This window comes from Pseudoalteromonas distincta, assembly GCF_000814675.1.
Lineage (GTDB): Bacteria > Pseudomonadota > Gammaproteobacteria > Enterobacterales > Alteromonadaceae > Pseudoalteromonas > Pseudoalteromonas distincta.
This window is the reverse complement of record NZ_JWIG01000016.1, coordinates 160,181-173,445: the sequence shown is the minus strand read 5'-3', so window position 1 is coordinate 173,445 and position 13,265 is coordinate 160,181. Positions and strand designations below refer to the sequence as shown.

Here is a 13,265-nt window from a genome sequence, read left to right as displayed (position 1 = left end):
TAATATCATCATGAAGAGATATTTAATAGATCCATTTGCAATGTCTTGTCGTAAAAAAGTATATATAAAATAATCACAAAGCAATTACATGATCATTTTTTACGATGGAAACTGCCCTCTTTGCAGCACCGAAATGCAGCAACTAAAACACGCAGACTCTAAAAATCTAATTACGCTTGAAGATCTTAACGCGAGCGACTTTAGTGAACGCTACTCGTATATTGATAAAGACAAAGCAATGAACTACCTGCAAGCCCAAAAGCAATCAGGTGAAATGATTTACGGGCTTGATGTAACGTACGAAGCATGGAAAATAGTGGGTAAACATAGCTGGTTGAAAATTTTTCGCTTGCCAATAATTCGCTTTTTCGCTGACTGCGGATACCTGTTATTTGCTAAGTATAGGCACCCCATCAGTCGCTTTTTAATGCCAAATACTCAGTGCAGTAACGGCCAATGTGGACTAAAAGCAAAAGGTGATAAATGAAAACCATTGTTTTATTCGGCGCAAGCAGTGCCATAGCAAATGCATATATAGAACATTTACAAATAAACACGCCTACTCATCAGATTGTTTGTATTAGTTCAAAAAGCATTGAATCTGACTCTAGTGTTGTCCACCTACATACTGACTACACAAAACAAAGTTTAGCGCGCGTTACTAATTACCTAAAAGAGCAAAATGCCGATATACAACAAGTTATTATATTCAATGGTACACTGCACAACGAAACTCATATGCCCGAAAAAAAGCTGGAAGATTTAGACGCTGAGTATTTTAGCCAACTTCTAAATTCAAACACCCTAACTCCCCTACTTTGCTTGCAGAGTATTTTGCCGCTCTTAACACATAAAACGCACTGTACTATTACAGCACTCAGTGCGCGTGTGGGCAGCATTAACGACAATAAATTAGGCGGTTGGTATACGTATCGCGCCTCTAAGGCTGCTCTTAACATGCTATTTAAAACCGCAGCGATTGAGCTTTCACGCCGAGCTAAAAATACCAAGCTCGTTTTATTTCACCCAGGGACTACTGATACTGCGCTTTCAAAGCCATTTCAAAAAAACGTACCCGCTGGAAAACTCTTTACAGCTGAATTTGTAGCTAAGCAGCTTTTTACACTTACTTTTAATAACCTTCATTTAGAACTCAATGGTGAGCCTGCCTACTTAGATTGGCAAGGCAAAACCATACCGTGGTAAGGACCTTTAATGCATTTTACTAAAGAACGCATAAACGCACTTGAAAAACACACTCGTACTCATTTAATTAATTCGCTTTCGGGTTTTAAAAGCGCCAACTTAATTGGCACGCAAGACAAACAAGGCAATACTAATCTCGCCATTGTTAGCTCTGTTATTCATTTAGGTGCTCACCCGCCGCTAGTTGGCATGATAATGCGCCCAAATAGCGTGCCTCGACATACGTTCGAAAACATAATCGAAACCGGTAGTTACACCATTAACCAGGTTAATAAAGCTATTTATAAGCAAGCTCATCAAACATCAGCCCGCTACGACAAAGGCGAGTCGGAATTTGCGGCGACAGGTTTAACGCCCGAATATTTAAATGACTTTGCAGCGCCTTTTGTTAAAGAAAGCCGCTTAAAGTACTCGGTTAAATTTGTAGAAAACCAACATTTAGCCATCAATGGCACAGAGCTTGTAATCGGTGAAATCACTGATGTGTATTTAGATGAAGTAGCACTTCAAAGTGATGGCTTTTTAGATTTACAGGCTATTGAAACGGTGGCAGTAACCGGGCTTGATAGCTACCACACAAGTAATAAACTCACGCGTTTACCTTACGCTAAAAAATAATATGCCATTTTAAGAGGCTATAAACTAATAGCCTCTTATCGCATAACATTGAATTTTACCTTGGTATTAATCACACTAGCTAAAAATCCAAGGAGAAAAATATGACCACCATCGGTATTGGTACACAATCAAGCGAGCAAGCGCTGGCAAGCCTAAGTAACATGACGCAAACGCTGACCCCTATCGCAGCTGACGAACATTTAGAGCGCATAGCCAAGGCTCAAGCGTATATGCTAGCAAACAACATAGATGCAATTTATTTAAACGCTGGCACCAACCTTACCTACTTTACAGGCATGAAATGGTACGCGAGCGAACGTATGGTTGGCGCGATATTACCCGCCCTTGGTGAAGTACAATACATTGCGCCTTATTTCGAAATTGGTTCACTAAACGGGTTTAAAGTAATAGAGGGACCTATTCATGGGTGGCAAGAGCACGAAAATCCTTATGCACTTTTTGTCGAAGTATTAAAAAAGTTAAACATTAATGAAAACGCAACTATTGGCATTGATGAAAGCGCACAATTTTTTATATTCGACGGCATTAATAAAGCACAAATGGGTTTAACCCTCATAAATGCACAACCTGTAACGGCGCATTGCCGTATGCATAAATCAGTTCATGAACTTAGCTTAATGCAACGCGCGATGGACATGACCTTAGCCGTACATCAAGCCACAGCAAGCATGCTTTATGAGGGAATAACCACCACCGAAGTAGAAGCTTTTATTAAGCAAGCACACCAAAAAGTAGGTGCACCAGGTAACTATTTTTGTATTGTTTTATTTGGTGTTGCAACGTCTTTCCCGCACGGTGTTAAAGATGCCCAAATACTTAAAAAAGGCGATATGGTACTAATTGATACTGGCTGTAAAGTACACGATTACTTATCAGATATAACCCGTACCTATGTATTTGGCGAACCAACAATGCGCCAACGGATGTTTTGGGATCATGAAAAAGCAGCGCAAATGGCCGCGTTTAATGCAGCTAAAATTGGTGCTACGTGCGAAGACGTTGACGCGGGCGCACGTAACTATTTAGCAGCGCAAGGGCTAGGCCCGCAGTACCAAACACCGGGTTGCCCGCATCGAACGGGGCACGGCATTGGGCTAGATATTCACGAATGGCCATACTTAGTTGGCGGTGATAAAACCCTACTTGCCCCAGGCATGTGCTTTAGTAACGAGCCAATGTTAGTTATACCCGATGAATTTGGCGTGCGTTTAGAAGATCATTTTTACATGACCGACAACGGCCCTCATTGGTTTACACAACCAAGTTATAGTATTGACGACCCATTTGGCCTTAACGCTTAAAACTGAATACCTTCAAGAGCAGCTGCTTAGCTGCTCTTTTTAGTTTGGCATTGATAAAGTGCAGTTCATCCCAATATCCCCTGTTATACCAAAGCAATCCTCAAAAGGATAAATATGAAAAACTTTAAAATTGATATCGTTTCAGACGTAATGTGCCCTTGGTGTGTAGTGGGTTATAAAAACCTAGAAACTGCACTAGAGCAACTCAAAGACGAAATGAGCGCAGATATTACGTGGCATCCTTTTGAACTAAACCCAGATATGCCAATTGAAGGTCAAGACTTAAACGAACACTTAATGCAAAAGTACAACCTAAGTGAAGAGCAAGGCGACGAAAATCGTAAAAACATGTTCGAAGCCGGTCAGCGTGCTGGGTTTACCTTTAATTTTGATGGCAAACGTATCATGATCAACAGCTTTGATTTGCATCGTTTATTAATGTGGGCACGTGAAGAAGGTAAGCAAACGAAGCTAAAACTCGCCTTTTTTGAAGCGCACTTCACTGATTTAAAATACTTAAATCAAGAAGAAGCACTACTCGACGTTGTTGAAAAAGTAGGTCTTGATAAAGAAACTGCACGCGGTATTCTACATTCAGACAAATACGTACAAGACGTACGCCAAGAGCAAGACAACTTTAAACAGATGGGTATTACGTCAGTACCTACGTTTATCATAAACGATAAGTATGCACTTACTGGCGGACAACCAAGCGACTCATTCATTCAAGCACTAAAACAAATTAGTGAAGAAGAAGCTAAGCAAGACGCTTAATACACAAATAAAGTTTAAAATTAAGAAAGGCTGCACATTGCAGCCTTTCTTGTATATTCATCAGTTCAAAAAAGACAAATTTATTATTTACCTTGAATCTCTTTTGGTGTCATTATAGAAACGACCTCTAACAAATCGATAATAATACCTACAAAGGGATTTATAATGAAATATATAATTACAACATTGACGTCACTGTTTCTTTTAACCGCTTGTTCGACAACACATCTACCTGATAGCCCTAACTCTACACTGATAATGCCCAGTCCTGCGGAGTATCCAATTAAAAGTGTCCGTGAAAAAATTGAAGGTAGTGTGACAATGTCTTTTGATGTAGATACATCTGGTAAGCCAGTTAATATTAAAGTGATTAAAGCTGAGCCTGTGAAAATTTTTGATAAAGCAGCGATTCGCTCTCTTTCTAAATGGCGTTATGCACCTAAAGTAGTTAATGGTATTGCGGTAGTTGATGAAGACTTAGAAATGACTATAGATTTTAATTTAGCAAAATAATAACTAACTAAAACTAAAAAAAGCTGCACATTGCAGCCTTTTTCTATACAGCGAAGGTTACTTCTTTACTTAAAAGTAAACTAAGTACGATAAAGTACTTTAATTACATGCCAGCCAAATTTAGTTTTAACTAGGTGGGGCTCTAAAATTTCGCCTTTAAATGCAACCTTATCGAACTGTGGTAGATATTAAGCAAGACAGGCACCTATTTTTACGCAGACAGCCTAATAAATCACCGGCCAAGTGTCCTATCCATCCAGAAGGATTTGTAACAACTGTGGCTGAAGTTCCTAAGGCAATAAACTAAGATGACACCCATCCTAACTCATAGTTCGTCAAAGTGTAAATTTAGGATAGGTGATGAAATAGACGCTTGCTAAGACGCGTCAATTATTAAACAGTTTAAATAAACTAAGTACGATAAAGTACTTTAATTACATGCCAGCCAAATTTAGTTTTAACTAGGTGGGGTTCTAAAATTGCGCCTTTAAATGCAATTTTGTCAAACTGTGGAACCATTTGTCCGCGTCTAAATTCACCTAAGTCACCGCCTTTTTTACCCGATGGGCATGACGAATACTTTTTAGCTAAGGTCTGAAACTTCGCACCTTTACCTAATTGCTTAATAATATCTTCTGCAATTTCTTTGTGCTTAACCAAAATGTGAAGTGCATGTGCTGTGTTTGCCATGAAAAAAGCCTTTTATACCGTTAGCTAAAATTAAACGCGGCGATTTTAACACAACCCTATAAACCTAGCATCTACTTATACTGCAGTGTATTAACGCTACTGCATTGTATTAACGCCTAATTTATAAATAATGTTTAGCATCATCTGGGTTGGGAATTCTGCAATACTGATATTTTCCAAATAAGGTATAGCGGTTTAAAGCAACCCTATCGTATAACCAATTATTAAACCTAGTTGGCAAAATACTAAATACAGTTGCTAGCTTGTATGGGTAACCTAGCTGCTTAACAACATTAAAAAAAGCATGGCTTTGGGTAAATGCTTTACCATTTTCAACAAGCACCATTGAGGCATATTCAGTTGTTGAAAAACCAAAATGCGTTAACAGCAATTCCCCTTTTAGAGATTGCACGCTGCATAATTTAAAAATAGTATTTTTATCGTGAGCAATAATAAAGTTACACCACGCGCTGCACAGCTTACATTGCGCATCAAATAATATAATTTTTTGATTTTGCATTATTGTCACTGCATCATCGCTCATAACACTTTCCTTAAATTAAGTAATAAATTACTGCTGCACCGGCTTTTTTTGTAACTTGCGCTGCAAAGTACGTCTATGCATATTAAGTTGCCGCGCGGTAACCGACACATTGCCATTATTACTGTGTAATACTTGTTGAATATGCTCCCACTCTAAGCGCTCCGGCGACATAACCGCATCATCAATAACATTCGATGCCGATGCCACAGGATCGGTGTTAAGCGCTTTTAATAATGTTGCCATATCAACCGGCTTAGTAAGGTAATCGTTTGCGCCTAAACGCATTGCCTCTACTGCGGTTGCTATACTTGCAAACCCGGTTAGTAAAACAATATGAGCTTGGGGGAGCAAACTACGCAGCGGCTTTATTAGTGTCAGTCCGTTATCGTCGCCCAGTTTCATGTCTAATAAAACAAAGTCGGGCAATAGTTTACGCGCGGTAAGTAACGCATCACTTTGATTATGCGCCACCTCGCAGGCAAAGCTTTGTTTAGTTAAGCGCCTTGCCAGTGTGCTGGCTAAATTAATGTCGTCTTCAATTATAAGTAACTTCATGAGGCGTTATTCTCAGTGTTTACAATAGCGAGTTTAACTTTGGCGACAGCGCCGCCATCTGCATGGTTAAACAAGGTAAGTGAGCCATTTAAACGCTCAAAAGTAACGTTTGATAAAAGCACAGCAAGCCCCATTCCTTGATCGCTTGGCATAAGTTGCCCGCCAAGCTCTGCTAATTGCGATGATGAAAAGCCACGGCCAAAATCGCGAATTAACAAGTAAACGCATTCACTATGTAAGTTATCTTGCTGCCAACTCAGCTCTAATTGAGTTTGGCCTTGTTTTTGATTAGCGAGCGCGGCATTTTGCAATAAATTTAAAATAGCAGGCAATAACATCGCATCACTCAATAGCGTTGCCGCAATAGGTGGCGTTATCCATTTAATGTGCTGATCAGGGTATTGCAGTAAAAGCGTATCTGTAATTTGCGTTTGCAGTTGCTTTACGGTGGTATGCTCTTGCGAATTTTTAAGGCGTAATTGCTCTGAGAGTTTTCTAAAGTCGTTAAGTTGCGTACTACACTGAGTAAGCGGCGCTTGCATGTGCTTAACAATAGGGTTATTTGGCTGGTCTTCTAATAACTCTTCAAACAATAGCTGTAAATTTGCAATTGGGGTCGCTAGTTGATGGGTGATTTGTGCAGCAGCCCCATCAAGGGTAACAAGCTGTTCATTACGCAATTGTTTTTCACGCACGTTTGCAATAATTCGCTCTCGCTCTTTAAGTGCCCTGCTCATTGCGCCAATAACAAGTGCGATTACGCTGGCACTTAAAACAAAATTAACCCACATGCCAATAAAATGACCACTCATATTCATTTGATGCATACTGTGATCGGGCATCTTTATAAGTAGCAAACTGTATGCGGCAATGGCTAATACCGCAATATAAGCTAATCCTTTTTCTCGCAGCGTAACAGCAGCGATCATTATTGGGAGCAATAATAACGAAACAAATGCATTAGTTGCACCGCCGCTTAGCGATAGTAAAACCGTTAAAAATAATACGTCTGCAGTTAACTGCATCAACATACCCAAAGGTTTAGCACGGCTTACATTACGATAAGCAAATAGGCTAATAAGCTGAAACACAGCCTCAACGGCAATAACAATAAGTAAAGGCAGTAATGCAATTTGATGTTCTAGTAAAAAATAAACGCTAAGTACAGCAATTAATTGCACGGCAATAGCGCCGCTTCGCAGCATTAATAATCGACTAATGGTGGGGTCGGTACGCATTAACAACAGGTTATTGCCCAATCAAATGTTTAATAAGGTTATTTTAACGGTTATATGATTTTTAATCATCATCCATCGAAATTGAAAACGGCGCACAAGGCGTTCCTTGGTGAAACACCATTTTCCATTGTTCATTACTTTTACGCCAAAGCGACATACGCAATGAATAATTAAACTCAGCGCGAGCAGAGCGCCTAAAAGCAGCTTGGTAACTAAGTTGCACTACATCATCGCTCAGCATTCGGCCCTTAAAATGCTGATTATAAAACTGTGGCACAACCTCGGTAGGTAAACGAGTTAGTACTTGGTATTTATTAAATGTAGTGCCATTGGCAGCAATTTCGATAAATTCATCATCGAGTAAAGCATCTAATGCGCGCTCAGATTGGCGAACTTCTGGGTCTAATAACTGGCGCTCAGCGTCAATCAAATGATTAAACAACGACACTTTTATTTTGCTGCTCATAACCTTCCCTATTGTTTATAAACTTGCCCGGCTTTCATAACAAATTGCACGTTTTTAAGTACGTCGATATTTTTAAGCGGTGAGCCATTCACACTGATAATATCTGCTTGTTTACCAACACTCAAGTCGCCAATGAGTGCGCTTTGCCCCAGCAGTTTAGCTGCATGTATGGTTGCTGATTTAATAGCTTGGGCTTCGCTCATACCATTGTTTACCATTAAACTAAATTCGTTAGCATTAAGTCCATGACGCGACACACCAGAGTCTGTTCCAAAAGCTATATTAACCTTGTTTTTCAGTGCAAGTTTAAACGAAGCCTGCATTTTTGGAGTAACTTCACGCACTTTGTCGGCTATTGCCGGTGGCATATTTGGATTTGTTAGCACCTCTTCACTTACCGTTGCACCCGCTAAAAGCGTCGGTACTAAATAAGCCCCCGTTTTTTTAAATAACTTTATTGCCTCTTTATCTAAATAAGAGCCATGCTCAATAGAATCTACACCGGCTTTTAAGGCCGCTTTTATACCTTGTGTACCGTGTGCATGGGCTGTAACTTTACGTCCTAAGTGGTGAGCCGTATCAACAATTGCAATCAGCTCTGCATCTGTAAGTTGTTGGTTAACCCCAGCAGCGGTATTACTTAGTACTCCACCCGTGGCAGTAATTTTAATTACATCAGCACCACTTTTAATTACCTCGCGTACCGCACGGCTACAATCATCCGCGCCATTACAAATACCAATCCCGCCTGTAACCGCATCTGTGATATCTTTTCGATATCCGTGCATATCTGCGTGTCCGCCGGTAGGCGATATTGTATTACCCGCTGCAAAAATGCGAGGGCCGTTAATATCATTTCGCTCAATAGCGCGCTTTAGCGGAAATATTACTTTGTGATCGCTACCTAAATCACGCACTGATGTAAAACCCGCATCGAGCGTACGTTGTAAATATTTAATTGAGCGCAAAGCATAATCGGCATCATATTCTGTTGCCCAGCGGTGAGGGTTTGCTTTTGCATCTCGCTCAAACGTAACGTGAACATGCATATCAATAAGACCTGGCATTACAAATTGATTTTTAAGATTGATAATATCGGCATCAGGTAGGTTAAGTTCTGCTTTTGTGAGGTAGCCGTTTTTAATGGCTGTTATTGTATTATCTGTGATGACTAACGTTTGCTCTGTTTTTACTTTTTGATCTTCGGATGCAAGTAAACTGCCCGCATAAATAATTTTATGCTGTTGAGCAAAAGCCCCATTTGTTATTAATGCCAGCGTTATTGAAGTGAATATTGTTATTAGTGTTGTTTTCATACTTGCTCCTTTTTTATACTAGCATTACCTTAAATAACCTGTAATTGCGAATATTTACGATACAAAACATGCTATAAACTAGTCTTGAAAGCCGTTTTTTGGTATAACTCCCCCATTAGTAACACATGTCAGACCACCTTAAGAGAACATACTATGCCTTACGCACATATCACTGGTTGGGGTAAATGCATTCCACCAGCAAGCATTAGCAACGATGAAATTAGTGAAATAGTTGATACCACCGACGAGTGGATAACCACGCGTACTGGCATTAAATCTCGCCGAGTGAGTCATGTAAGTACCGCTGAGCTGGCAACCGTTGCTGCTAAGCATGCTATTGCGTGCGCAGGCATTGATCCTAAAGATATTGATTTAGTGATATTAGCAACCTGTACACCTTCTACTGTTGTGGCAAATACCGCCTCACAAGTGCAAAAAAATATTGGTGCAACAGGCGCTGCCGCAATGGATACAAACGCGGCATGTTCGGGCTTTTTATATGCATTGCAAGCTGCTACAGCACAAATTCAAGCGGGTATGATTAAAAAAGCAGTCGTTATTGCCGCTGAACGTATGACCTGGTACGTAAACTGGGCACGTCGCGACAGCGCTGTTTTATTTGGCGATGGCGCAGGTGCAGTAATACTTGAAGCTGCCGATACGCCAGCGGGTTTACTTGGTACCAAAACCGGTTGTGACAGCGAAGACCGCGATATTTTACACATCACCAACTTTGGTAGCGATTTAAATAAGTATGAGCCAATTGGTCCTTCTGATTTATTATTTGAAGGCCGTGAAATTTTTAAACGTGCTGTAAAAGGTATGAGTGAAGCCTGCGACGACGTACTTAAGCAAGCTGATTTGAGCCTTGACGACATTAATGTACTCGTTCCACACCAAGCTAACTTACGTATTATTCAGGCTATTCAGCATCGCTTAAAAGTACCTGACGAAAAAGTAATGGTTAACATTGGTGACTATGGTAATACCTCTGCTGCGACTATTGCTATTGCGTTATGTGAAGCGGTTGAGCAAGGGTTAATTAAACCGCATTCAAACATTATGTCTGCAGCATTTGGTGCAGGCCTTACGTGGGCTGCAAGTTACATAAAATGGGGCGAACGTGTAACGCCTATTAGTGTAAGCGATGCTGCTTTACCACCTTGTGATAAAACTGGTTTAGAGCTTGTAGCACCGGCTGTTAAAGCATGTAAAGAAGCCGAGCAAAGCTAACACAACATGTAATAAGCCACATTTAAAACGCACTTATTTAAGTGCGTTTTTGCTTTTTAAGGAATTAAATTTGAAACTTTTAGGTATTCATCACGCTGCTATAATTTGTAGTGACTATGCACGTTCTAAACACTTTTATAGCAATGTACTTAAACTTAACGTTATTAATGAGCACTTTAGAGCTGATCGTAATTCATATAAATTAGATTTAGCCATGCCCGATGGTAGCCAAATAGAGCTATTTTCGTTTGATGGATCGCCCGCAAGACCCAGCTATCCCGAAGCACAAGGCTTAAGACATTTAGCTTTTAAGGTAGCGGATGTACAGATTGCAAAAACGTATTTAGAGTCGTGCGATGTAAACGTTGAGGATATTAGAGTGGATGAAATAACCGGCAAAAAGTTTACCTTTTTTGCCGATCCAGATAACTTGCCACTTGAGCTTTATGAGGTTTAAAACTCATAAGCTCAAGTTCTTACTATTGAATCAAAAACTTATTTATTAAAACGATTTTGTAAGTAGTTAAATACAGCACGAATACCTAATGCTTCACCACCCGTTGGACGACCTGGTAATGCACGTAAGTTCCACGCCATTACATCAAAGTGTACCCACGGTGTTGTTGGTTCAACAAATTCTTTTAAGTAAAGCGCTGCGGTAATAGCACCACCAAACGGTGTACTTGCACAGTTTGCCATATCGGCTACATCACTTTTTAGTAAGTTTTTGTATTGCTCAAACAGCGGAAGTTGCCAAACAGGATCATGGACACTTAAACCGGCGTCAATAATGCCATTTGCTACATCGCGCTCTGTTGAGAAAAAGCCCGGAAGCTCCGTGCCCAGTGCAACACGACATGCACCCGTGAGGGTAGCAAAATCAATAATTAGCTCAGGATTATCGTTTTGTGCTTCGCTTAATGCATCACACAATACTAAGCGGCCTTCAGCGTCGGTATTATCAATTTCGACCATAATGCCTTTGCGTGTTTTAACAACATCGCCCGGGCGAAATGCATTTCGCGATACCGCATTTTCAACCGCTGGTACAAGCACTCGTAATCTAATTGGTAAGTTAGCTGCCATAATAAGCTGCGCTAGTGCAATTACGTGCGCCGCGCCGCCCATGTCTTTTTTCATGTTACGCATGCCAGAGCTCGGTTTTAAATCAAGTCCGCCTGAGTCAAAACATACGCCCTTACCGACTAGTGTAATTAATGGAGCATCTGTCGCGCCCCATTTTAAATCAAGTAAACGCGGTTTATTTTCGCTTGCACGACCCACCATGTGAATAGTCGGGTAGTTTTGCTCTAGTAACTCATCGCCAACCCACTGTGAAAATTCGCCATTGTAAGTTGCAGCTAAATCTTCCATAACTTGCGATAAATGTTGCGGCATCATATCTACCGCTGGAGTATTAACTAAATCACGTGCAAGTGTAATGGCATCAGCTTGCTGGCTAATGCATTCATATAACGCTTTATCGCTAATGGCTAATTGCGCCTTTGCCGTTGGCTTTTCTTTATATTCACTAAATTCGTAACCACCAAGTACAAACCCTAAAGCAACCTGCTCTACAAAAGCGCTATCGCCTTGAATTTGATAAGTACCTGTAGGAAGTGTATTTGCTAAATTACCCGCAGCCCAAAAATCATCGCTGCTTTGCATTAGACAAAATACCTGGCTTAACTCGCCCGTTTTAGCATCAGGAATTAAAGCAACACCTTGCTTTTCAAAACCTGTATTAGTTAACCAATTTTGTATAAATGCAGGCTGCTGTGCTTGCCAGTCAGATAATTCGTTTTTAAGAATAAAAGATAAAGGAATACCAGAAGATGTATGACGTAGTAATGCACTCATTAAAAAGCTCATATAATATAAAAATGGTACTTAAGAGCATATCAATAAGCGCACCTAAAAGGTATCGCTAATTTGAAGAGATTTTAGCTACTTTTTTAAGCTATTTTTAGATTCTTGCTTTTGATTTTCTTGATCTATTTTAGCATCTAGTTCTTTAATAGATTTGTTCATATTAAACGAACTTGGCAGTACATCAACTCCCACCAAACTCCCTAATTTAACAACTAAAGGAATTGTAAGCGGAGCAAAAGGTAATACAGCAAATACACCGAGCCCTAACCCTTTTAAAATATCAACAAATTGCTCATTTGCGCGTTTTAACTCTTCTTTACTTGTGTGGCCTTGAGTGTAACGCCTATAAATAGAGAGCATTTCTTTAGTTTCTTGTTTTTCTTGGGCGAGTGCGATTTTAAGCGCCACCATAGCACGTCGAAAACGCAGCTGTTGGCGTTTTTTACTAATTTTAACTACCCGCCAAGGTGCACGGTGAATAACTTTATATAATCGCATAACTTTTATTTTCACACAGCAGCACAGGTTCACAAAGAATAATTTACTTACAACACCCTTTAACTTACCCTTTGCACCAAATTAGTATTAAATACATACAACAATGCAGAATATAACAAATCAATTACCGCAAAAACCTGAAAAACCAAAATCTGATGAATGTTGCGGTGGTGGCAGTTGCTGTCCCTGCGTATGGGATGAATACAAAGAAAAATTAGCAGCTTGGCGGTACGCACAAAACATTGAAAACCCCACAAAAAAGAAACAAATAAATAACATTTAAATGCAGTTAGCGCATTAATATTCCCCTCAATAGCCTTATTTGCACTTATTTAGTTCATTTTAGTTTTACTTTGCACCACTGTTGCATTTTTTCTTAAATTGAATCTTTTTGTTATCAAACGGTTAATTAGTAATTGC

The 13,265-nt window shown here is 39.9% G+C and carries 17 protein-coding genes and 1 pseudogene; 9 read left to right on the top strand and 9 right to left on the bottom strand.

The annotated features are described in order from the left end of the window. Window positions 1-88: 88 nt before the first annotated feature. The 6 genes from QT16_RS11360 to QT16_RS11335 all read left to right on the top strand — a co-directional run bounded on the left by QT16_RS11360 (window position 89) and on the right by QT16_RS11335 (window position 4,433). Window positions 89-487 (top strand): thiol-disulfide oxidoreductase DCC family protein, encoded by a 399-nt coding sequence (locus QT16_RS11360; protein WP_024594554.1) that lies wholly within the window; start codon window positions 89-91, stop codon window positions 485-487. After that, window positions 484-1,206 (top strand): SDR family NAD(P)-dependent oxidoreductase, encoded by a 723-nt coding sequence (locus tag QT16_RS11355; protein WP_039488468.1) that lies wholly within the window; start codon window positions 484-486, stop codon window positions 1,204-1,206. Before QT16_RS11360 ends, QT16_RS11355 begins: the two co-directional genes overlap by 4 nt. 9 nt (window positions 1,207-1,215) lie before the next feature. Continuing rightward, on the top strand, window positions 1,216-1,824 hold the full coding sequence (locus QT16_RS11350) for a flavin reductase family protein (protein ID WP_007375568.1): 609 nt from the start codon (window positions 1,216-1,218) through the stop codon (window positions 1,822-1,824). A gap of 101 nt (window positions 1,825-1,925) precedes the next feature. After that, entirely contained in the window at window positions 1,926-3,146 is a 1,221-nt protein-coding gene (locus QT16_RS11345) for a M24 family metallopeptidase (protein WP_039488467.1), read from the top strand. 114 nt (window positions 3,147-3,260) lie between these two features. Beyond that, window positions 3,261-3,920, top strand: a complete 660-nt coding sequence (locus tag QT16_RS11340; protein WP_024591839.1) for a DsbA family oxidoreductase — start codon at window positions 3,261-3,263, stop codon at window positions 3,918-3,920. A 165-nt stretch (window positions 3,921-4,085) separates the two neighbouring features. Beyond that, the gene (locus QT16_RS11335) at window positions 4,086-4,433 is read left to right on the top strand and encodes an energy transducer TonB (RefSeq protein ID WP_039488466.1); all 348 of its coding nucleotides are present in this window, start codon (window positions 4,086-4,088) and stop codon (window positions 4,431-4,433) included. Between the two features lie 80 nt (window positions 4,434-4,513). On the opposite strand, the pseudogene QT16_RS20620 reads toward QT16_RS11335, so the two are convergent. The 7 genes and pseudogenes from QT16_RS20620 to QT16_RS11305 all read right to left on the bottom strand — a co-directional run. Further along, a pseudogene (locus tag QT16_RS20620) lies at window positions 4,514-4,618 on the bottom strand (peptidylprolyl isomerase); the annotation flags it as partial. A gap of 226 nt (window positions 4,619-4,844) precedes the next feature. Further along, window positions 4,845-5,123, bottom strand: a complete 279-nt coding sequence (locus QT16_RS11330) for a peptidylprolyl isomerase (RefSeq protein WP_002959014.1) — start codon at window positions 5,121-5,123, stop codon at window positions 4,845-4,847. A 121-nt stretch (window positions 5,124-5,244) separates the two neighbouring features. Then, window positions 5,245-5,667 carry a thiol-disulfide oxidoreductase DCC family protein gene (locus QT16_RS11325; protein WP_039488465.1) on the bottom strand — a complete coding sequence of 141 codons (423 nt, stop codon included), beginning with the start codon at window positions 5,665-5,667 and terminating at the stop codon, window positions 5,245-5,247. Window positions 5,668-5,694: 27 nt separating this feature from the next. Continuing rightward, window positions 5,695-6,222: a response regulator transcription factor gene (locus QT16_RS11320; protein ID WP_039488464.1), complete on the bottom strand. Its 528-nt coding sequence runs from the start codon at window positions 6,220-6,222 to the stop codon at window positions 5,695-5,697. Further along, a complete protein-coding gene (locus tag QT16_RS11315; protein ID WP_197120610.1) occupies window positions 6,219-7,460 on the bottom strand; it encodes an ATP-binding protein in 1,242 nt (413 codons plus the stop codon). The genes QT16_RS11320 and QT16_RS11315 overlap by 4 nt, the downstream gene beginning before the upstream one ends. Before the next feature lie 61 nt (window positions 7,461-7,521). Further along, a complete protein-coding gene (locus tag QT16_RS11310; RefSeq protein WP_024595765.1) occupies window positions 7,522-7,926 on the bottom strand; it encodes a nuclear transport factor 2 family protein in 405 nt (134 codons plus the stop codon). A gap of 8 nt (window positions 7,927-7,934) precedes the next feature. Further along, window positions 7,935-9,242, bottom strand: coding sequence for a metal-dependent hydrolase family protein (locus tag QT16_RS11305; RefSeq protein WP_039488462.1), 1,308 nt, complete (start codon window positions 9,240-9,242; stop codon window positions 7,935-7,937). A 153-nt stretch (window positions 9,243-9,395) separates the two neighbouring features. On the opposite strand from QT16_RS11305, the gene QT16_RS11300 reads away from it, so the two are divergent. Both QT16_RS11300 and gloA2 read left to right on the top strand, forming a co-directional pair. After that, the gene (locus QT16_RS11300; RefSeq protein ID WP_039488461.1) at window positions 9,396-10,475 is read left to right on the top strand and encodes a ketoacyl-ACP synthase III; all 1,080 of its coding nucleotides are present in this window, start codon (window positions 9,396-9,398) and stop codon (window positions 10,473-10,475) included. A gap of 70 nt (window positions 10,476-10,545) precedes the next feature. Continuing rightward, a complete protein-coding gene (gloA2, locus tag QT16_RS11295; protein ID WP_039488460.1) occupies window positions 10,546-10,932 on the top strand; it encodes an SMU1112c/YaeR family gloxylase I-like metalloprotein in 387 nt (128 codons plus the stop codon). A gap of 38 nt (window positions 10,933-10,970) precedes the next feature. Here the strand turns inward: gloA2 and QT16_RS11290 are convergent, their stop codons facing one another. Together QT16_RS11290 and QT16_RS11285 are read right to left on the bottom strand one after the other, a co-directional pair. Then, entirely contained in the window at window positions 10,971-12,335 is a 1,365-nt protein-coding gene (locus QT16_RS11290) for a leucyl aminopeptidase family protein (protein ID WP_039488459.1), read from the bottom strand. 87 nt (window positions 12,336-12,422) lie between these two features. After that, window positions 12,423-12,845: a hypothetical protein gene (locus tag QT16_RS11285; RefSeq protein WP_002959004.1), complete on the bottom strand. Its 423-nt coding sequence runs from the start codon at window positions 12,843-12,845 to the stop codon at window positions 12,423-12,425. A gap of 103 nt (window positions 12,846-12,948) precedes the next feature. Here QT16_RS11285 and QT16_RS20615 point away from each other — a divergent pair, with 103 nt between their 5' ends. Beyond that, window positions 12,949-13,128, top strand: a complete 180-nt coding sequence (locus tag QT16_RS20615) for an oxidoreductase-like domain-containing protein (protein WP_082007353.1) — start codon at window positions 12,949-12,951, stop codon at window positions 13,126-13,128. Window positions 13,129-13,265: the final 137 nt, after the last annotated feature.

Coding starts and splice junctions, on each gene's coding strand:
- QT16_RS11360 (WP_024594554.1), top strand. CDS start 89: ATGATCATTTTTTACGATGGAAACTGCCCTCTTTGCAGCACCGAAATG.
- QT16_RS11355 (WP_039488468.1), top strand. CDS start 484: ATGAAAACCATTGTTTTATTCGGCGCAAGCAGTGCCATAGCAAATGCA.
- QT16_RS11350 (WP_007375568.1), top strand. CDS start 1,216: ATGCATTTTACTAAAGAACGCATAAACGCACTTGAAAAACACACTCGT.
- QT16_RS11345 (WP_039488467.1), top strand. CDS start 1,926: ATGACCACCATCGGTATTGGTACACAATCAAGCGAGCAAGCGCTGGCA.
- QT16_RS11340 (WP_024591839.1), top strand. CDS start 3,261: ATGAAAAACTTTAAAATTGATATCGTTTCAGACGTAATGTGCCCTTGG.
- QT16_RS11335 (WP_039488466.1), top strand. CDS start 4,086: ATGAAATATATAATTACAACATTGACGTCACTGTTTCTTTTAACCGCT.
- QT16_RS11330 (WP_002959014.1), bottom strand. CDS start 5,123: ATGGCAAACACAGCACATGCACTTCACATTTTGGTTAAGCACAAAGAA.
- QT16_RS11325 (WP_039488465.1), bottom strand. CDS start 5,667: ATGAGCGATGATGCAGTGACAATAATGCAAAATCAAAAAATTATATTA.
- QT16_RS11320 (WP_039488464.1), bottom strand. CDS start 6,222: ATGAAGTTACTTATAATTGAAGACGACATTAATTTAGCCAGCACACTG.
- QT16_RS11315 (WP_197120610.1), bottom strand. CDS start 7,460: ATGCGTACCGACCCCACCATTAGTCGATTATTAATGCTGCGAAGCGGC.
- QT16_RS11310 (WP_024595765.1), bottom strand. CDS start 7,926: ATGAGCAGCAAAATAAAAGTGTCGTTGTTTAATCATTTGATTGACGCT.
- QT16_RS11305 (WP_039488462.1), bottom strand. CDS start 9,242: ATGAAAACAACACTAATAACAATATTCACTTCAATAACGCTGGCATTA.
- QT16_RS11300 (WP_039488461.1), top strand. CDS start 9,396: ATGCCTTACGCACATATCACTGGTTGGGGTAAATGCATTCCACCAGCA.
- QT16_RS11290 (WP_039488459.1), bottom strand. CDS start 12,335: ATGAGTGCATTACTACGTCATACATCTTCTGGTATTCCTTTATCTTTT.
- QT16_RS11285 (WP_002959004.1), bottom strand. CDS start 12,845: ATGCGATTATATAAAGTTATTCACCGTGCACCTTGGCGGGTAGTTAAA.
- QT16_RS20615 (WP_082007353.1), top strand. CDS start 12,949: ATGCAGAATATAACAAATCAATTACCGCAAAAACCTGAAAAACCAAAA.